This is a genomic window from Rhizobium chutanense (genome assembly GCF_002531935.1).
Classification (GTDB): domain Bacteria; phylum Pseudomonadota; class Alphaproteobacteria; order Rhizobiales; family Rhizobiaceae; genus Rhizobium; species Rhizobium chutanense.
Map to the genome: position 1 here is coordinate 12,389 of NZ_NWSV01000033.1, position 19,526 is coordinate 31,914.

Here is a 19,526-nt window from a genome sequence, read left to right on the forward strand (position 1 = left end):
CTTCCAATTCCACATTGGATGAATTATAGAACCGTATAGTTCTTTTAAATTGATTCGGCCACATGTACGTGGCTGTGCTTCGCCATGACCGGCGACGACATCCCTGCAGAGATGAAAAGTTTCCCCGTGACCGCCGGCAGGCTTTCGCGCGGCACCGCCGTGCCTGGAGCAATTTCAGCAAAAGTGCGTAGCGGTTTCGCGTAAAACAAAAGCTTAGAGGAACAGACGTTGGTTTCCACCTATGTAAGCTATCTCGCAGTCGCGCGAAATCTCAATACCAGTCTCTCGAACGTCGCGTCTCAGGCCACGGTTTCCCGCGACAGCGCCTATTACAAGGAAAACATCGACAAGGTCACGACGGTCGATGAATTCATGGGCGATTATAAGCTCTACTCCTATGCCATGAAGGCCTACGGGCTCGACGACATGACATATGCCAAGGCCTTCATGAAGAAGGTGCTGGAAAGCGACCTCAGCGATTCGTCGAGCTTCGCCAACAGCCTGAGTGACAGCCGTTATGCCGAATTCGCCGCCGCCTTCAAATTTTCCGGCGAGACGAAGACGGCGCAATCGGACGTGCAGCGGGACAATCTAACCGATGCCTATGAGACATCCTTCGACACTGAGGCGGAGGATATCGCCGACGAGACGGATTATTTCGAAGAGAACATCTCGTCGATCACGTCAGTCGATGATTTCCTCTCGAGTTCGAGATTGAAGAACTATGCGCTGACGGCCTTCGGCCTCAGCACCGAATACACCTCCAGCAGCTTCCTGAAGCAGGTTTTGACGAGCGATCTCGACGATTCCGACAGTTTCGTCAACCAGCTCGGCGACGATGTCTATGTCAGCCTGGCAAAGGCCTTCAACTTCAACGAGGACGGCTCTATCGACGGCGACGTGATGTCGGAAGATCAGATCTCGCTGGTGACGAGCGGTTATGCGGTGGCCTCGTCGACCATTGCGTCTTCGGACACCGGAGAGGCCTACGACACCTATTTCGCGGCGCAGATCGGAAACATCACCTCCGTCGATCAGTTGATGAACGACGACAAGCTGGTCGATTATCTCAGGACCGCTTACGGGCTGACCGACGACGAAACCGACAACTATATTTCCGCGGCGCTGAAAAGCGCCGACATCGCCGACGCAATCGGCCTGTCCGATCTGCACGACGCCTTCAATTTCGATGAGGATGGCGCGCTTGCCGATGGCGATACCGCCCAGACGTCGGAACAGACCGCCACGACCACGGCGGCCTTCGATGAAAACTATCAGGTGCTGATCGCCAATACCGACACGGAGGATGCCGTCGACAACTATACGACGCGCATCGCCAGCGTCACCTCGATCGATGATTTCCTCGTGTCGAATGCCGATGACGACGATGATGACAACGACGATCTCCCGGAAATGTGGGAAATGGCGCTGCGCGCCTATGGCATAGACTCCACCGAGGTTTCCAAAAGCCAGGTTCGGAAAATTCTCGAAAGCGATCCCACGGACTCGAAAAGCTATGTCAACAGCCTGAACGACGACCGGTTCGTCGCCTTTCGGAAGGCATTCAACTTCGACAGCGATGGCGACGTTACCGTTCCTCTGCAGGCCATGTCGGAATCCGTCGTCGACGACTATGCCGCCTATTACAAGCAGAACAAGATCCGTTATCTCGACGGTGACGAACTGACCGAGGCGACCGACGCGGCGGATGACGAGATCACCTATTTTCGCGAGCAGATGGCGACGATCACGACGGCGAGCGAATTTCTGGCCGATGATCGCCTGGTTAGTCTTGTGCTCGAGGCGAAGGGGCTCGATCCCGACGATGTCACCTCGGATCAACTGAAGAAAATGTTTTCGTCCGATCTCGATGACGAAGATAGCTATGTCAACAAGCTGGACGACAATCGTTTCGCCGAACTCGTCGGTGCGTTCAATTTCGATCAGGATGGCAATATCTCGGCCGAGCCGACCGGAACGGTGCAGCAGCGCGGCGACGTGCTGGAGACGATCGACTCCTATGTCCGCATGACGCTCGAAGACGACCAGGGCGACAGCAATACCGGCGTGCGCCTCGCCCTCTACTTCCAGCGCAAGGCGCCGGAGATCTCGAACGCCTACGACATTCTGGGCGACAGCGCGCTTTTCGAGTTTTTTACCACGACCTTCAACCTGTCGAGTTATGTCTCGAACATGGACGTCGACAAGCAAGCCGAAATGGTCAGCAATTTCATCGATATCAAGGATCTGTCGGATCCTGACAAAGTCGACAATCTGATCAAGCGCTTCACCGCCATGTACGACATGGCCAACGGGACGGGTACCACGTCGACAGCGCTTTCCATCCTGACCGGCTCGGCGACGATCAGCGCCGATACGCTGCTTACGATGGCGCAGCTGAAAAGCGGCTGAACGATCATCCGAGCGCGGCGGTCATTGCAGGCCTGATATGGACGGCTAAACCTTATATTAAGCATTAAATCCCCATGAATAAGCATGGGCAAATATTCGTAGCCTGTCCGAATTGGACAGCGACGAGTCTGTGGGGGATTTGCGAATGAGCATTCTTGATCGTGGTGCCAATGCCGTTGCGGCTCTTGCCGCTCTATCGAACTCGCAAGCCATGATCGAGTTCGACATATCGGGCATGATCCTCACCGCCAACGAAAACTTCTGCAGGGCGCTCGGCTACGAGTTGAGGGAGATCGTCGGAAAACATCACAGCATGTTCGTCGAGCCTGGCTATGCGTCTTCGGCAGAATACAAGGCTTTCTGGACGAAGCTGGCAGCCGGAAAATACGATCAGCAGCAATATAAGCGGCTCGGAAAAGGTGGCCGCGAGGTTTGGATCGAAGCGTCCTACAATCCGGTGTTCCGACGCGGGAAGCCGGTCAAGGTCATCAAGATCGCAACCGATATCACTGCGCAGAAGCTGAAAGCCGCCGAGGATGCGGGCAAGATTAACGCATTGTCGCGCGCTCAGGCGATCATCGAATTCACACCGGCTGGCGAAGTGCTGAACGCGAACGACAATTTTCTTGCCGCACTCGGCTATTCGCTTGCCGAGATCCAAGGCAAGCATCATTCGATCTTCTGTGAAGCCGACTATGCGAGGTCGGAGGCGTATAAGGAATTCTGGCACAAGCTCGCGAGCGGCCAGTTCATTGCCGACGAATTCATGCGGGTGGGTAAGGGCGGACGGAAAGTCTACATCCAGGCCTCCTACAATCCGATCTTCGATCTGAACGGCAAAGTGTCGAAAGTCGTGAAGTTCGCGACCGATGTCACTGCGCGCGTCGAGAACGTCGAACAGCTTGCCCGTTGCCTGACGAATTTCGCCGACGGCGACCTGTCGCAGACGATCCCAAAGCCCTTCATTCCTTCGCTGGAGCGGCTGCGCACCGACTTCAACAGCGCCTCGGGGAAGTTGAAGGACGCGATGGCAACGGTTGCCGAAAATGCCAAGGCGATTTCGGCTGGTTCCAACGAGATCCGCACGGCAGCCGACGACCTGGCAAAACGCACCGAACAGCAAGCGGCATCCGTCGAACAGACGGCCGCCGCCCTCGAGGAAATCACGACCACGGTCAAGGATTCGAGCCGCCGGGCCGAGGAGGCCGGTCAACTCGTGGCGCACACGCGAGACAATGCGGAGCATTCCGGCCAGGTGGTGCGCGATGCGATCGGAGCGATGGACCAGATCGAAACCTCGTCACGCGAAATTTCCAATATCATTGGAGTGATAGACGAGATTGCTTTTCAGACGAATCTTCTGGCGCTCAATGCCGGCGTAGAGGCGGCACGGGCAGGGGAGGCGGGCAAGGGGTTTGCGGTCGTTGCTCAGGAGGTCCGGGAGCTGGCGCAGCGGTCGGCGAAGGCAGCCAAGGAGATCAAGAGCCTGATCACCGCCTCCGGTTCCCATGTGGCAAACGGTGTCGCACTCGTCACCAATGCCGGATCCGCGCTGCAGGAAATCGCCAGTCAGGTTCACGACATCAACACCAACGTCACCGCGATCGTGGAGGCGGCGCGCGAGCAATCGACCGCGCTCGGCGAGATCAGCCAGGCCATCAACACCGTCGACCAGGGAACGCAGCAGAATGCCGCGATGGTCGAGGAGCAGACGGCTGCGAGCCATGGCCTCGCACGAGAAGCCGCCGCGCTCTTCGAGCTTCTTGAACAGTTCCGTTTCGACGATGCACCGATATCCCGGTCTTCGGCCGCGCAGGTCGCGCATCACGCCGCCCGGCCGACACCTTTGAAAGTTGTTCGTACCGCCCCCGGCCAACGCGGGTCGGCGGCTGCCGCGCTGAGAACGGATTGGGAAGATTTCTGATCTGCAGCAACGAACCGGTCGGAGAGTCTCAGAAAGAGGCTGGCGGGTGTCAGCCCTCGATATCCGGTCTCGACATCGCGGTTCCACCGTCTCGCGGCATGAATCCGTAAAAGGCCTCCCCCGGTTTCCCCAGCGCATTTCCTGATTTCTCACGGAAATGCGCTGGGTTTTCCGCATCCCGGCCAATCCCTCATTGAACGCTGCCTCCATTCCCCAAAACGATCAGAACGCAGCCAGGCGGTAGCCAGGCGGCTGGAGATGCTGTGCGAAAAAAAAACGCCACGTGCGATCCTGCGCGTTTTTCCGGCATTCCCCATTGACAATTCATCCCCGATGGCACTTGATACGTTATTCCAGTAAAGCAGACACGCATCCATTATACTGGAATAATGGGAACCATCCATAAGGGGAACGCCATGACCATTTCCTTTCGCACCGGCGTGATGTCGCTGATAACAGCCGCGCTACTCTCCACGCCTGCACTGGCCGACGGCAGCAAGCTCGATGAAGTGCTGGCCCGCGGCCATCTCGTTCTCGGCACGGGCAGCACCAACGCGCCTTGGCACTTCAAGAGTGCCGACGACAAGCTTCAGGGCTTCGACGTCGACATGGGCCACATCATCGCCAAGGCGCTGTTCGGCGATCCCGAGAAGATCGAGTATGTTAACCAGTCCTCCGACGCCCGCATCCCGAACATCACCACCGACAAAGTCGACATCACCTGCCAGTTCATGACCGTGACCGGCGAACGCGCCCAGCAGGTCGCCTTCACCATTCCTTATTATCGCGAGGGTGTCGGCCTGATGCTCAAGGCGGACGGAAAATACGCCGACTACGCCGCCCTCAAGGCGGCCGGTTCCTCCGTCACCATCTCGGTTCTTCAGAACGTCTATGCCGAAGCCATGGTGCATGCGGCGTTGCCGGAGGCGACCGTCGATCAGTATGAATCCGTCGACCTGATCTATCAGGCGCTGGAATCTGGACGTGCCGATGCCGTCGCCACCGACCAGTCGTCGCTTGCCTGGTACATGACGCAGAACCCCGGCCGCTACAAAGACGCCGGCTACGGTTGGAACCCGCAGACCTACGCCTGCGCGGTCAAACGCGGCGATCAAGACTGGCTGAACTTCGTCAACACCGCCCTGCATGAAGCCATGACCGGCGTCGAGTTCGACTTTTACGCCAAGTCCTTCAAGACGTGGTTCGGCAAGGATCTGGCCCCGCCCCAGATCGGCTTTCCAGTCGAGTTCAAGTAACCGCCATGCGGAGCGGGATTGTTCTCCCGCTCCGCTGCAGCGCCGCGCGTCTTTTCAGATGCGCAAGGAGGCTGCAGTATTTTGAATCTGCGCATCGTGCACGATGCGTTCGTCTGAAAGGGCGGCCCGCATGGGTTATACGCTGAATTTTGCTGCCGTCTGGCGCAATTTCGATTTTCTTTTGAGCGGGCTTGCGCTCAGCCTCGGCCTTGCGGTGATCTCGATCCTGATCGGGGCGGCGATCGGCCTCGTCGTCGCCTTCGCACTGACGTCCAAAAACCGCTTCGCGGTCGTGCCGGCGCGGGTCTATGTCACCGTCATCCGCAACCTGCCGATCCTTGTCCTGGTGCTTTTCGCCTTTTTCGCGCTGCCGCAAATGGGCTTGCGCCTCGACAAGATGAAAAGCTTCGTTCTGGTGCTCTCTCTCTATTCCGGCGCCTATCTGGCCGAGGTGTTCCGCGCCGGGCTGCTGTCGATCCCGAGAGGATTGACGGAAGCCGGCCTTGCCATCGGCCTGACGGGAATGCAGATCCGCAGCTCGATTATCGCGCCGCTGATGCTGCGCAACGTGCTGCCGTCGCTGTCTTCGACGATCATCTCGCTCTTCAAGGACACCTCGCTCGCCGCCGCCATCGCCGTGCCGGAACTGACATTTGCCGCCCGCAAGATCAATGTCGAGAGTTTCCGCGTCATCGAAACCTGGATGGTCACCTCGGCCCTCTATGTCGTGACCTGTTTCCTCATCGCTGCCGTGATGCGCTTCGTCGAGCGCCGTCTGGCCCTGCCGAGATGATCTGATGTCCCACACCTTTCTCGAACAACTCTGGATCGCCCGCTACGTCATCATCAACGGTATCGGCGTGACCGTGTCGATCTCTCTGCTGGCCATCCTCGCAGGGTCCGTACTCGGCGTTTTCGTCGGCCTGGCGCTCGTCTATGGCGGCGTTGTTTTGCGGCTTCTCGTGCGCGCCTATACCGATATTATCCGCGGCACGCCGGTGCTGGTGCTGGTGCTGGCAAGCTACTACGTCTCCGCCGCCGTCGGGCTCGATCTCGGGCCGTTCTCCGCCGGTGTGCTCGCCCTTGCGGTCTTCTGCTCCTCGCATGTCGGCGAAATCGTTCGCGGCGCGCTTCAGGCGATCCCGAAAGGTCAGACCGAAGCGGCCAAGGCGATCGGGCTGACCTTCACCCAGACCTTCACCTCGGTGCTGTGGCCGCAGGCCATGCGCCAATGCCTGCCGGCCTGGGTCAATACGGCGGCCGAGATGGTCAAGGCCTCGACGCTGCTCTCCGTCATCGGGGTCGCCGAGCTTCTGCTGCGCACCCAGGAGATCATCTCCCGCAATTTCATGAGCCTCCAGTTCTATTTCCTGGCCGGCGGTCTCTATTTCATCGTCAACTATGGCATCGAGCACCTCGGCAAATATGTCGAGCGCAAGACCGCCCTGCCGTCCTGAGGAGTTCCCCCGATGGCCAAGACCATTCTCGACATCAAGGGTCTGCGCAAGACTTACGGCATCCACGAAGTCCTCAAGGGCGTCGATTGTGCCGTGAGGGAAGGCGAGGTCATTTCCATCATCGGCTCGTCCGGCTCCGGAAAGACCACCTTGCTGCGCTGCGTCAACATGCTGGAAGAATTCCAGGGCGGCACGATCAGCCTCGACGGCGAGGAGATCGGCTACCATGTCGAAGGCACGACGCGCCGCCGTAAAAGCGAGAAAGAGATCGCACGCCAGCGCGCTCTGACCGGCATGGCATTTCAGCAGTTCAATCTCTTCCCGCATATGAGTGCCGCCGAAAACGTCATGCTCGGCCTCGTCAAGGTCAAGAAAATGACGAAGTCGGAGGCCCGTGTGATCGCGGAGAAATGGCTCGACCGTGTCGGTCTTGCCGCCCGCACCAACCATTATCCCGGTCAGCTTTCCGGCGGCCAGCAGCAGCGCGTCGCGATTGCCCGCGCCATCGCCATGTCGCCGCGGCTGATGCTGTTCGACGAAGTGACCTCGGCGCTCGATCCGGAATTGGTGGGCGAAGTGCTGCAGGTCATCAAGGGGCTTGCCGCCGACGGCATGACCATGCTGCTCGTCACCCACGAGATGCGCTTTGCCTACGAGGTTTCCTCGCGCGTCATCTTCATGAACCAGGGGGTTATCTGCGAGGAGGGGGATCCGAAGGACATGTTCGTGCATCCCAAGACCGAACGGCTCGCCGAATTCCTCAAGACCTCGAGTTTCAACTAACGAAAAGATTGTATGACGATCCGCCCGCGGATCGTCATAAGTGCTCGGTCCAAGGATCGACAAGACCGATCCCAAACCCTTGAAATCTGTTAATCTCGCGTGCCGAGGGGGAGGTCATGAGCAATGGCGGTGGCGGCAACAAGCCGCGCCCGCTGCTCTTTGCGAGTGCCATCTGCCGCAACCAGCTTTTTGAGAGGGAAGGGGTTCTTGGCGGGAAGGTATGGCGTTGCCCGCACTCGCTTAATTTGCGTTCAGTCTGCATTCTCAGCGTGCAAATTTCTGGCGATGAATCCCGGACATCGTGGAAAATCCGACTGCAGAATTTTGGCACGCGCTTTGCTTTCTGTCTTGTATGCAAGATAGCCAGACATCCGAGACCACGCAGAAGGCCATCGAGGAAACGATCGTTTCCGGGATTCTTTCAGCCAGGATCCGGCCCGGTACGCGGCTCAGCGAAAACCAGCTGGCAACGCTCTTCGGCGTGTCCCGCACCCGCGTTCGCGAAGCCATGATGCGCCTGGAAACACGCGGCATCGTGCATGTCAGTCCGCGGCGCGGCTGGTTTGTCGTCGAACCGTCCGCCGAAGAGGCGATCGCGGTCTATGAGGCGCGACGCGTCATCGAGGCCGGATTGCTGCGCAGCATGCGCGTCCTGACAGGCGCGGGGCGGGAAGCTCTCGACGCGCATTTGAACGAGGAAAAAAGCGCCATGACTGCGGGCGACCGCCAGCGCCTGACCTATTTGATGGGTGATTTTCACATCCGTATCGCGGAATTGAGCGGGAACGCCATCATCGTCGATATCCTTCGCGATCTCACCGCGAGGACGATCCTCATTTCCATGCTCTATCAATCTGAATTTCATGCCGCACAGTCCCATGACGGGCATTGCCGCATCTTCCAGGCGATGCAAGCGAGCGATTTCGGCAGAGCGGCGGAACTCGCTGTCGAACATCTCGACGAGGTGGAAATGGGCCTCGACCTCACCGCCCGCCCGGATCCGCTCTCGGAACTGCGCAGTTCCCTGTCGCTCCCTCCCAGGAGCGTATCCTCAACAATCGGACCCAAAAAACCATAACTTCAAAGGAGCAATTGAAACATGCTGACAAGACGAGTCTTCTTCGCAATCGCGACCCTGGCTGCAACCTTCGGCTTCGGCTCGGCCTCCTACGCCGATGCTCTCGCCGACATCACCGCGCGTGGCACGCTGCGTGTCGCCGTCCCGCAGGATTTCCCGCCCTTCGGCAGCGTCGGCACCGATATGGCGCCGATGGGCTACGATATCGATGTGGCCAACCTCATTGCCGAAAAGCTGGGCGTCAAGGCCGAACTCGTGCCGGTCACCAGCGCCAACCGCGTCCCCTATCTGCAGACCAACAAGGTCGATCTGGTTATTTCAAGCCTCGGCAAGAATGCGGAGCGCGAGAAGGTGATCGATTTCTCTGCTGCCTACGCCCCCTTCTTCAACGGCGTGTTCGCGCCGGCCGACCTTTCGATCGCCAAGGCGGAAGATCTCGCAGGCAAGAGCATCGGCGTCACGCGCGGCGCCGTGGAGGATCTGGAACTGACGAAGATCGCGCCGGCCGACGCGACGATCAAGCGCTACGAGGACAATAACGGCACGATCTCGGCCTTCCTGTCCGGCCAGGTCGACACCATTGCCACCGGCAACGTCGTGGCCGCTGCGATCCTCGCCAAGAATCCGCCCAAGCGCCCTGAGATGAAATTCCTCATCAAGAATTCGCCCTGCTACATCGGTCTCAACAAGGAGCAGGCGGCTCTTCTGGAGAAGGTGAACGCCATTATCGCTGCCGCCAAGACGGATGGCAGCTTGAATGCCATATCGCAGAAGTGGCTCGGCGCCGATCTCCCGTCCGATCTCTAAAGACCCGGTCTTACGGACGTCATCCCGCGCGCCCCACGCGCGGGATGACCGAGGCTCGTCACCGCAAGAGGGGAGAATTCCTTGAGCTACCATTTCGAATTCGGCTGGCTGCTTGAATATTATCCTGAGATCATCAAGGGCATACTGGTCACGCTGGAGCTTATCGCCATCGGCGGTGTGCTCGGCATTGCGCTCGGCATCTTTTGTGCCTGGGTGCGCGCGCTCGGTCCGGCCTGGCTGAAGCCTGTCGTTGCGACCTATGTCGAACTGATCCGCAACACGCCGTTCCTGATCCAGCTCTTTTTCATCTTCTTCGGCCTGCCGTCGCTCGGTCTTCAGCTTCCCGAACTGACGGCGGCCAATCTGGCGATGGTCATCAACCTCGGCGCCTATAGCTGCGAGATCATCCGCGCCGGCATCCAGGCGACCCCGAAGGGCCAGTTCGAGGCCGGCGAGAGCCTCGCCATGACGCGCTTCGAAACCTTCCGCCATGTCGTTCTCGTCCCGTCGCTGCAGCGCATCTGGCCGGCGCTGTCGTCGCAGGTAGTCATCGTCATGCTCGGTTCATCGGTGGTGTCGCAGATCGCCGCCGAGGATCTGACTTTTGCCGCCAACTTCATCCAATCGCGAACCTTCCGCGCCTTCGAGGCCTACATCGTCTCGACATCGATCTATCTCGTGCTGGCGATCCTGCTGCGGCAGGTGCTGGCAATGGTCGGCGGGTTGATTTTCCCGAGGAGGGCAGCACGATGATCACCTTCACACTCTGGGACATCCTGCGCAACCTGCTGCTCGCCACCCGCTGGACGATCCTGCTTTCGCTCGTCTCGTTCATCGGCGGCGGCGCGGTCGGGCTGGCGCTGCTGTTCTTGCGCATCAGCAAGCGCAAGGCATTCAGGGTCATCGCGAAATATTATATCGAGCTCTTCCAGGGTACGCCGCTGCTGATGCAGCTCTTCATCGCCTTTTTCGGCCTCGGCCTGTTCGGGATCGACGTGCCGGCCTGGCTTGCCGCGGGACTGGCGCTCACCCTGTGGAGTGCGGCCTTTCTCGCCGAAATCTGGCGCGGCTGCGTCGAAGCGGTCGCCAAGGGGCAATGGGAAGCCTCCGCCAGCCTCGGCATGGGCCGGCTGCAGCAGATGCGCTACGTCATCCTGCCGCAGGCGCTGAGGGTCGCCATCCCGCCCACGGTCGGGTTCTCCGTTCAAATCGTCAAGGGGACGGCGCTGACCTCGATCATCGGCTTTGTCGAATTGTCGAAAGCCGGCACCGTGGTCACCAATGCCACTTTCCAGCCCTTCACCGTCTATGGGCTCGTCGCCCTCATCTACTTCGCCCTCTGCTGGCCTTTGTCGAAAAGCAGCCAGATCCTGGAAAGGAAGCTCAATGTCGCTCATCGAAATCACTGAAGTCCGCAAGAGCTTTGGTACCACCGAGGTGCTGAAGGGCATCAATCTCAATGTCGAGCCCGGTGAGGTCATCGCCATCATCGGCAAGAGCGGTTCGGGCAAATCGACCCTGCTTCGCTGCATCAACGGACTGGAGACGATCACCGACGGTTCGATCGCTGTCGCAGGCGCGCAGCTTCTCGATGACGAAGTGCATCTGAAGGCATTGCGGCTGAAGGTCGGCATGATCTTTCAGCAGTTCAACCTCTTCCCGCATTTGACCGTCGGCGGCAACGTCATGCTGTCGCAGACCGTGGTCAAAAAGACCCCCAAGGCCGAAGCCGAGGCAACCGCCCGCAAGATGCTGGAGCGGGTAGGGCTCGGCCACCGGTTCGACGCCTATCCGGACGAACTCTCGGGCGGCCAGCAGCAGCGCGTCGCCATCGCCCGCGCGCTCGCCATGCAGCCGGCAGCGCTCCTTTGCGACGAGATCACCTCCGCGCTCGATCCGGAACTGGTCGCTGAAGTTCTGGCCGTCGTGCGCGAGCTTGCCGCGGAGGGCATGACGCTGCTGATGGTGACACACGAGATGAAGTTCGCCCGCGACGTCTGCAACCGCGTCGTCTTCATGCATCAGGGCCGGGTCCACGAAGCAGGCCGGCCGGAAGACGTCTTCGCCAATCCGCAGACCCCAGAGCTGAAGCAGTTCCTCGGCGTCAGTTAAGAAACGACGATATTCTCTCGCTTGCAGCTGGCGCCGACAAGCGCGCAGGCGTTCCGGGAACGGCAGCCAAGTTGCCGCTCCCGGGGATTGTCAGTCTTTGCTGCCGGTCGGGGCGGGCAGCAGGACGGGCTCGGCCGAATGTTTCGGCAGCATCAACTGGGCAAGAATGTCGTCGGCCGAATGGCTCGGACTGCCGATGCCGGCCTCGCGCAGTTGACGATCGAGATCGCCGCCGTTTTCCAGCGCGGCCAGTTCCGCACCGGCTTCGATACGGCCGGCCGTAATTTCCTGGCGTTTCTTGATGCGTTCGAGACTTTCGACGGCGCTGCCGAGACGGGTGTTGATGCCCGACTGGTTATGGGCAATCGCCGATTGCGCGCGCAGCAGCGACTCGTTGGCTTTAACGTTCTCCACCTCGCGCTTCATCTGAGCGATGCGCGCTTCGGTGTCCTGGATCGTCCGCAGCATCTGCTGCTGGCGGGGCAGCAGCCGGTCGAGCTCCTCTTGGTCGCGCTGCACTTCGCCGCGGCTGGTGGCGATGCGCTGAGCGAGACCCTGAGCGAGATCGGTGCGCCCGGCGGAGATCGCAGCGCGGGCGCTGTCGGTATCCTTGGCCTCCTTGGCGCGGTTCTCTTCAAGCCGGCGCATGACGCTCTTGTTGGACGCCATGATGCCGGCCAGATCGGAGCGCGCCCGGCGTAGCGACTGTTCGGCGTCGCGGATTTCCTGGTCGAGAATGCGCATGGACTGGCTGTCGGCTGCGGCTTCGGCTGCCTCGTTGATGCCGCCGCGAATGGCGGTGAAAATCTTTCCCCAGGTGCTCACGCTGCAATCTCCCCGCTTTTCCATTCTTCGATCATGTGCGCCGCATCGACGGCGTTGGCCGCCAGAATTGCGACCTCTTCGACCACCGTGTCGGCGGACGAACGTGCCGACAGCGAGCCGAACAATTCATACCATTCCTCACCGTCGATCGCGGTAATGCCGAAGCTGGAGAGCGGCACGAATTTGTGCGTCTTGAGCACCATGCGTTCGAAGGCTTCGCGATTGGGTACGTCCTTGCACGGCACCAGAACGGCGCTGACAAGGATATCGCGCTCCCCGCTCACCGCGACGAAGACGTCGAGATCGCCTTTTTCCTTCAGAGTGACGCATAGGACGTCGCCCTGTTCGGGTACGGCGACATCCACATCGCCGAGCGCCTCCGGATCGGCGGCGAACAGGCGCGTTAAAGTCGTGAGGTTCCAGGTCTCCAAAAAGTCCTCCATCGGTTGGAATTCCGAAAAATATCTGGGTAATCCGTATGCCACTTAAAGGGGTGGCGCACTAAATAAATTTCGCTAGGCTGCGCATCGGGAACGGGGGCGAATCGCGTGCCATTTATCGCTTCATTGCTGCGGCGTGTATATCTTTCGCTCAGCGAATTGGCTTGGTCGGCCCTTTTTCTTATCCTCGCGATCCACCTGGTCGCCTCTTACCTGCTCTTCATGCTGGCCGGCGAAGGCGATCTTGTCGGCAAGCCGATCGATTTTCTCTATTACTATATGGTGACGGCAACGACTGTCGGCTATGGAGATCTTTCCCCAAAATCGGGGCTTGGCCGGATCATTGCCGTCCTGTTCGTTCTTCCCGGTGGCATTGCCATCTTCACCGCTGTTCTTGGCAAATTATTGACAACGATCGGCACGATCTGGAGGAACCGTATGCGCGGATTGGGTGACTATAGCGAACGTGCCGGCCATATCATCGTCCTCGGCTGGCAGGAGGGGCAGACATACCAGACGCTGCGGCTGCTGCATGCCGAACGGCAGGCCAACGAACCGATGAGCGTTCTGGTTGCCAAGGAGCTGGCGGAAAATCCCGTCAGCGACTATGCCGACTATATCAGAACCGAGCGGCTCGCCGATGCCGACGCTCTGGTGCGGGCCGGCGTGGCACGGGCACGCGCGATCATCGCGCGCGGAGCCAATGACGACGAGACGCTGGCCGCAGTGCTGATTGCCGAAGACCATGCGCCCAATGCCCATATCGTGGCTTATTTCGCCGACGACCGCACAGCGCAGATGGTCAAACAACTCCGGCCGCGCGTCGAGGCGGTCGGCTCGCTCGCCGAGGAGCTGCTGTCGCGTGCCGCCCGTGATCCGGGCTCTTCGGAAATCGCCGCACGGCTGCTGTCGGTCGCCTCCACCGACACGGCCTTTTCCCTGCCGGTACCGCCTTTGCAAAGGCCGCTGCTCTATGGCGACGTGTTTTTAAGCCTCAAACGCGAGCACAATGTGACGCTGGTGGGCCTGCTGAGCCAGGGCGTGACCGACCTCAATTGCCGGGACGAGGTGCTGATGCGGGGCGGCGAAACCCTTTACTACATCAGCGGAATGCGGCTAGATCCCGCTGCCATCGCCTGGGCTCGAATGGGAGACGTATCATGATCGGATGGTTCGGCAGAGATAAGGACGAAAAGCCCTTGCCCAAAGAACTTGGCCCCTTGAGCGCCGCGATCGGCGGGGCCTTGGAGATCGATTTCCTCTCCCTCGAGGCCGAGGCCCTGGGCGGCGAGCCGGCCATGCCGCTGCCACGGAGCGGCCCCTTCATCATTGCCGGCTACGGTGAGGTTGCGCTCGATGCCGCGACGGTTCTGTCGCGCTACTACGACGAAGACCACCGGATCGTTCAGGTCATGTCGACATCGGGCCGGCCCGGTGATGCTGTCGACGACATCAGCTTTTATCAGCCATGGGACAGCGTCGTACCTGCCGGCCAGAGCGAATGGAACCGCTGGACCGGCCGGGACGGCCTGATCGGCCAGCCATCCTACGATGCCGACGGTATCCTCTATAGCCGCTTCTGGGGCGACGGCCCGGAGCGCGCTCAACTGGTCGAATTTGTCGAAAAGGTCGACGATGGTGAAGAGCAGCGCTCCATTCACCAGACCTGCATGCTCTATTATCGCCCGCTTGGCTCGACGCGCGAAATGCTTCTGATCAATGTCGAGCGCGACCTCGATCTCGGACAAAGCCAGGCGGGAAGCTCGGTGGAATTTCTGATCGGCTATGGACTTGCTCCGGCCGATGTTCGCCGCGTCTGACAGCTATCAATTTTCAATGGAGGACTTTTTCAATGCTCGATTACGTGGCGGGTCTGCCTGCCTTCCTCGGTTATTTCGCCGTCGGCCTTGCCGCCTATGTCGTTTTCGCGGTGATCTACACATTCCTGACGCCGCAAAAGGAAGTCGAGCTCATTCGCGCCGGCAATCTTGCCGCCGTCACGGCATTTTTGGGCGCGCTTGTCGGTTTCAGCCTGCCTCTGGCGTCGGCTGCCGCCAATTCGGTGAGCATCGTCGACTACGTCATCTGGGCGGTGATCGGCATCCTGGCGCAGATTCTCGCTTTCTACATCGCCAATTTCACCATGACCGACCTGCATGAGAAGATCACGGCCGACAATATCGCCGCGGGCATATGGGGCGGCGGCATCGCACTGGTCATCGGTATTCTCAATGCCGCCTGCATGACCTATTGAGGGGAGGGAGCGATGCGCAGACGTAAGAGCGGGCACAAACGACCTTTCCTGGCCCTCGGCACGATCGCCGCCTCGACCCTGGCGCTGTCCGGCTGTGGCGATCAGACGCCGTCGGAAACAATGTTCACTTCCGTCGACCAATGCGTCGCATCCGGCATGGACCGGCAGGTCTGCCAGGCCGGCTATCAGGATGCCATGCGGGCTTATCTCGTCACCGCGCCGCGTTTCAACGGCATGGCCGCCTGCGAGGCAGAGTACGGCGCGGGCCAATGCACCGAACAGCGGGTCAATGCCGTCCCCAACAGCAATACCGGCGGAAGCGGCAGCTTCTTCGTGCCGTTCCTGACCGGCTACATGCTGTCTTCGGCATTGAACAACATCGGCGACTATTACGATTATCGCCGGCGCCAGGAGGAGCTCGGCTATTATTATGGTTCGACGCCGATCTATCGCAATCGCTCGGGACAGACGGTGACAACGACGGTTCGTTCCGGCGGCTCACTCAACGACAGCGTGACGGCGCCTTCGCGCCAGAGCGTCAAGCCGGTCAACGTCAATACCCGCACCGTCGCCCGTCAAGGCTTCGGGGGCCGTTCATCCTTCAGTTTCGGCGGCTGACATGAAGCGCATCACCCTTCCGGCGCGTCCCGATTGGCGTGACAAGGCGCGCGCCGTCGGCTTCGGGTTTCACGTCATGTACGGCGAGCCTTACTGGCTCGACGATGCCGCCTATACATTCACGCTCGATGAGATCGAGACGCGGATCGAAGAGCCGAGTCAGGAACTGCACGACATGTGCATGGATCTGGTCGGTGATATCGTCAAAAACGAAGAGGCGCTCGACAGGCTGGCCATTCCGGAGGATCTGCGCGATGTGGTGCAGCGCTCCTGGCAGCGCCGCGACCGGCACCTCTACGGCCGGTTTGATCTTGCCTATGACGGCAATGGCCCGGTCAAGCTGCTCGAATACAATGCCGATACGCCGACTTCGGTGTTCGAGACGGCCTATTTCCAGTACAACTGGCTGACCGACCAGATGGCTTTGGGTGTCCTGCCCAATGATGCGGACCAGTATAATTCCTTGCAGGAAAGCCTCGTCGAGGCGTTCGAGCAATTCTCCAAAGAGCCGATCTTCCACTTCGCTGTGATGACCGACAATGAGGAGGATCGCGGCACTACCGTTTATCTGATGGATTGTGCGGTGCAGGCCGGCCATCGCGTCGAGCTTCTGGACATCCGCGAGATCGGCATCGATGCGCAGGGCCGCTACACCGACCTCCAGGATCGGGTGATCGACCGCTGCTTCAAGCTATATCCATGGGAATTCATGCTGCGCGAGCCGTTCGCCCGTCAACTCCTGCGCTCGGGCGATGTTTTCATCGAGCCCGCCTGGAAGGCCGTGCTCTCCAACAAGGGGCTTCTGCCGCTGCTCTGGCAGCGTCATCCCAATCACCCCAACCTGCTGCCTAGCTATTTCGCCGACGACCCGGCGGCCTCGGCCCTGACCGACTACGTCCGCAAACCGCTGTTGTCACGAGAGGGCGAGAACGTCACAATATTCCGAGATGGCAGGGAATTCGTTTCCGCTCCCGGCGATTACGGTGAGGAAGGCTTTATCGTCCAGGCCTATGCCCCGCTTTTCGAAAGCGATGGCGGTTTTGCCGTGCTCGGCAGCTGGGTCGTCGGTGATCGCGCCTGCGGCCTTGCCGTGCGCGAAGACCGCTCGCGCATCACCGCCAACCTGTCGCGTTTCGTACCGCACGCCATCATTGGATAAGGAGAAATTCCTCGCGCCATGTGCAGCTAGCTTCGTTTCCTCACGGAGCGAGGCGAACGAACCGCACCGGCATCCATTTTCCTTCCCCTAGCCTCTAAAGCAGACATCGGAAAACGTTTCTCATGACCAATTCTGCCAACGCCTATTCAATGCCCGGAACGTGTGTTTTCGATCTGGCGCCTGCTGCGGGCGGCGAGCCCTATCGCATATTCCTCTCCATTCCGGCGGAGAAGCCGCCGGCAGAGGGATGGCCGCTTCTCGTGATGACCGACGGCAACGCCACGTTTCCCTTCGCGGTCGCCGGCTTGGTCACGCAGGCGCCTTATCCCACGGGGACGAATGTCGGCTGGGGGGTGATCGCGGCGATCGGCTACCCCACCGACGAGCCCTATGATCCGCTCCGCCGGTCGTGGGACCTGGGCCCTCCGCCGGTTAAAACCTATCCGCCCTTCGTGGAGGGCGGTCCCCCTGTGGTCATCGGAGGGACCGGCAAGCTGCTGGATTTCATCGAGAACGAGCTTATACCGCGGATTGCGGAGACGGTGATCCTCGATCCCAAGCGCCGATCGCTCTTCGGACATTCCTTCGGCGGCCTCTTTACCCTCTATGGCCTGTTCGAGCGCCCGGGCCTGTTTGTCAATTGGATTGCGGCCAGCCCAACCATCTATTGGGAAAACAGTGAAATCCTCAAGAATGAGGCGAACCGCCAGGCCATATCGGGAAAGGCATCCTTCCTGCATTTGTCCGCCGGAGAACACGAAGGCGACGAGCTGGCACCTTTTCAGTACCGGAACGAGGATGCCGCTATACGTCTGGAGAAGAGGAAGACGGAGCGGACTGTCCTCCTGGCGCGGGAGATGGCGGAGCGATTGAACGGCACTGCCGACGGATTACGGGCCGAATTCGAGCTTTATGCCGGCGAGACCCACATGTCGGTTCTTGCCGCGGCCGTCAATCGTGCGGTCGGCATTGCCTTCGCCGTCCAGGATCTGGTCGACAGGTGACGCTCCCCGCAAGGCTTCATCGGTGAACAGGCGAATTTATTCGACGAGGGTGGTTCCCCCGCGAACCTGAGGCCTATGGCGAGGTGTGGCCGCCATCGAAAATCTCCCGCGTGTCGGCCCTGGGCGCGGCCACGGAATGACGCTTGACCAGCGAGCATTCGAGCTTGGCAATCGGATAGCGTTTGCCGGGCGTACTGTCCGGGTTGAGGTGCTCGATCGCCCATTGCCCCATGGCAAGATGCGGAAGGACGGACGTCGTCAGCGGGGGGACGAGATGTCGTGAAATTTCTTCGTCGTCATAGCCCACCACCGACATGTCCTGGGGGATGTGAAGCCCTGCATCCTTGAGCGCTTCGTAGCACCCGATGGCGGTGCGGTCGTTCTGGCAGAAGATCGCCGTCGGCGGTTCTTTCAGGGCAAGCAGTTTCATCGTCGCGGCATAGCCGGCACCCGCCGACCAATCGCCTTCAATGACCAATTCCGGATCGAAGGGGATATCGGCGGTCGCCAACGCCCGGCGATATCCCGTCAGCCGGTCCTGTGCAGCCTGCATCCAGATTTCGCCGGTGATCGTTGCGATGCGATGGTGCCCGTGCGTGATCAGATGCCGGGTGGAGCTCTGCCCTCCGGCGATTTCGCTCGGCACCACGGCGGGGAAAGCATGATCCGCCGTATAACAATTCAGCAGCACCGTCGGGATGTTGAGCTGGGAGACATAAGACGGAAGCTCTATCTGGCGGGTGTAGATCGTCATGTAGATCAGCGCCGATATGCCCCCGCTCGTCAACGCCTTGATCGCTTTCGGCTCCATGACGGGATCGCTGAGCGTCTGGGCGACCAAGAGGACATTGCCGGCGTTCCAGGAGGCTTGCCGCGCACCTTCGATCGCGACGATCGCTTCCGGGCTGGTGGCGAGCTGATCCACGGCGAAACCGATCACATTGTCCAGTCCCGAATAAGCGGCTTTGGTCGTATAAGTCGCCCCGGTATAGCCGAGCGCGCGCGCTGCCTCCCATACGCGGTCGCGGGTCTGCTGCGAGATACGGGTGCCGGGTGTGTCGTTGAGAACGAAGGAGACGGCCGCCTGCGAGCAGCCGGCCGCCGCGGCGATATCCATCATCGTCACACGTGCTGGTCTGTCCACCACAGGCTTATTCCTCTTTTGGGTCTTGGTTTTTTGCATTCGTGAAAAATTGTCTCTGCTGGGGATAATGGGCGAGCGCGCTCGATTATCGTATTTGGTAATTAATATTAGCATCTATCTGAAAGCACTGGCAATTGCATCTGTTTGCTGCAGTGCCCACAACTATTGGCCATCGCCAGTATAAAATTGCATCCTGATCCGTGCGCGATGAAATGTTTTGACCTGGATTGATAATACTATTTACTAATTAAAA

General features: G+C 59.9%; 20 protein-coding genes. 17 read left to right on the forward strand and 3 right to left on the reverse strand.

What is annotated here, in order from left to right; all coding sequences use genetic code 11:
- The first annotated feature begins 228 nt into the window (after positions 1 to 228).
- The 11 genes from CO666_RS29465 (at position 229) to CO666_RS29515 (ending at position 11,829) form a co-directional block, all read left to right on the forward strand.
- Entirely contained in the window at positions 229 to 2,412 is a 2,184-nt protein-coding gene (locus tag CO666_RS29465; RefSeq protein WP_097615554.1) for a DUF1217 domain-containing protein, read from the forward strand.
- 145 nt (positions 2,413 to 2,557) lie between these two features.
- Positions 2,558 to 4,336 carry a methyl-accepting chemotaxis protein gene (locus CO666_RS29470; protein WP_097615555.1) on the forward strand — a complete coding sequence of 593 codons (1,779 nt, stop codon included), beginning with the start codon at positions 2,558 to 2,560 and terminating at the stop codon, positions 4,334 to 4,336.
- 416 nt (positions 4,337 to 4,752) lie between these two features.
- Complete coding sequence (locus CO666_RS29475; protein ID WP_097615556.1) at positions 4,753 to 5,592, forward strand: transporter substrate-binding protein; 840 nt, start codon at positions 4,753 to 4,755, stop codon at positions 5,590 to 5,592.
- 130 nt (positions 5,593 to 5,722) lie between these two features.
- On the forward strand, positions 5,723 to 6,385 hold the full coding sequence (locus CO666_RS29480) for an amino acid ABC transporter permease (RefSeq protein WP_097615557.1): 663 nt from the start codon (positions 5,723 to 5,725) through the stop codon (positions 6,383 to 6,385).
- A gap of 4 nt (positions 6,386 to 6,389) precedes the next feature.
- Positions 6,390 to 7,049 (forward strand): amino acid ABC transporter permease, encoded by a 660-nt coding sequence (locus CO666_RS29485; protein ID WP_097615558.1) that lies wholly within the window; start codon positions 6,390 to 6,392, stop codon positions 7,047 to 7,049.
- Between the two features lie 12 nt (positions 7,050 to 7,061).
- Entirely contained in the window at positions 7,062 to 7,832 is a 771-nt protein-coding gene (locus CO666_RS29490) for an amino acid ABC transporter ATP-binding protein (RefSeq protein WP_097615559.1), read from the forward strand.
- Positions 7,833 to 8,184: 352 nt separating this feature from the next.
- On the forward strand, positions 8,185 to 8,910 hold the full coding sequence (locus CO666_RS29495; protein ID WP_097615560.1) for a GntR family transcriptional regulator: 726 nt from the start codon (positions 8,185 to 8,187) through the stop codon (positions 8,908 to 8,910).
- Positions 8,911 to 8,931: 21 nt separating this feature from the next.
- Entirely contained in the window at positions 8,932 to 9,717 is a 786-nt protein-coding gene (locus tag CO666_RS29500) for a transporter substrate-binding domain-containing protein (protein ID WP_097615561.1), read from the forward strand.
- Between the two features lie 81 nt (positions 9,718 to 9,798).
- On the forward strand, positions 9,799 to 10,470 hold the full coding sequence (locus tag CO666_RS29505) for an amino acid ABC transporter permease (RefSeq protein WP_097615562.1): 672 nt from the start codon (positions 9,799 to 9,801) through the stop codon (positions 10,468 to 10,470).
- Complete coding sequence (locus CO666_RS29510) at positions 10,467 to 11,126, forward strand: amino acid ABC transporter permease (protein ID WP_097615563.1); 660 nt, start codon at positions 10,467 to 10,469, stop codon at positions 11,124 to 11,126. Before CO666_RS29505 ends, CO666_RS29510 begins: the two co-directional genes overlap by 4 nt.
- Entirely contained in the window at positions 11,104 to 11,829 is a 726-nt protein-coding gene (locus CO666_RS29515) for an amino acid ABC transporter ATP-binding protein (RefSeq protein WP_097615564.1), read from the forward strand. The genes CO666_RS29510 and CO666_RS29515 overlap by 23 nt, the downstream gene beginning before the upstream one ends.
- A 90-nt stretch (positions 11,830 to 11,919) precedes the next feature.
- On the opposite strand, the gene CO666_RS29520 is transcribed toward CO666_RS29515, so the two are convergent.
- Positions 11,920 to 12,654, reverse strand: coding sequence for a PspA/IM30 family protein (locus CO666_RS29520; protein WP_097615565.1), 735 nt, complete (start codon positions 12,652 to 12,654; stop codon positions 11,920 to 11,922).
- On the reverse strand, positions 12,651 to 13,097 hold the full coding sequence (locus tag CO666_RS29525) for a YjfI family protein (RefSeq protein ID WP_097615566.1): 447 nt from the start codon (positions 13,095 to 13,097) through the stop codon (positions 12,651 to 12,653). The genes CO666_RS29520 and CO666_RS29525 overlap by 4 nt, the downstream gene beginning before the upstream one ends.
- A gap of 105 nt (positions 13,098 to 13,202) precedes the next feature.
- Between CO666_RS29525 and CO666_RS29530 the strand changes: the two genes are divergently transcribed.
- The 6 genes from CO666_RS29530 (at position 13,203) to CO666_RS29555 (ending at position 18,129) form a co-directional block, all read left to right on the forward strand.
- On the forward strand, positions 13,203 to 14,258 hold the full coding sequence (locus CO666_RS29530; RefSeq protein ID WP_097615567.1) for an ion channel: 1,056 nt from the start codon (positions 13,203 to 13,205) through the stop codon (positions 14,256 to 14,258).
- A complete protein-coding gene (locus CO666_RS29535) occupies positions 14,255 to 14,914 on the forward strand; it encodes a DUF2491 family protein (RefSeq protein WP_097615568.1) in 660 nt (219 codons plus the stop codon). The genes CO666_RS29530 and CO666_RS29535 overlap by 4 nt, the downstream gene beginning before the upstream one ends.
- 32 nt (positions 14,915 to 14,946) lie before the next feature.
- Positions 14,947 to 15,348 (forward strand): DUF350 domain-containing protein, encoded by a 402-nt coding sequence (locus CO666_RS29540; protein WP_097615569.1) that lies wholly within the window; start codon positions 14,947 to 14,949, stop codon positions 15,346 to 15,348.
- A gap of 12 nt (positions 15,349 to 15,360) precedes the next feature.
- On the forward strand, positions 15,361 to 15,966 hold the full coding sequence (locus CO666_RS29545) for a DUF1190 domain-containing protein (protein WP_097615570.1): 606 nt from the start codon (positions 15,361 to 15,363) through the stop codon (positions 15,964 to 15,966).
- 1 nt (position 15,967) lies between these two features.
- Complete coding sequence (locus CO666_RS29550; RefSeq protein ID WP_097615571.1) at positions 15,968 to 17,125, forward strand: glutathionylspermidine synthase family protein; 1,158 nt, start codon at positions 15,968 to 15,970, stop codon at positions 17,123 to 17,125.
- A gap of 122 nt (positions 17,126 to 17,247) precedes the next feature.
- Complete coding sequence (locus CO666_RS29555; protein ID WP_097615572.1) at positions 17,248 to 18,129, forward strand: alpha/beta hydrolase; 882 nt, start codon at positions 17,248 to 17,250, stop codon at positions 18,127 to 18,129.
- A gap of 73 nt (positions 18,130 to 18,202) precedes the next feature.
- Here the strand turns inward: CO666_RS29555 and CO666_RS29560 are convergent, their stop codons facing one another.
- Positions 18,203 to 19,312 (reverse strand): LacI family DNA-binding transcriptional regulator, encoded by a 1,110-nt coding sequence (locus CO666_RS29560; protein WP_097615573.1) that lies wholly within the window; start codon positions 19,310 to 19,312, stop codon positions 18,203 to 18,205.
- Positions 19,313 to 19,526 lie beyond the last annotated feature (214 nt).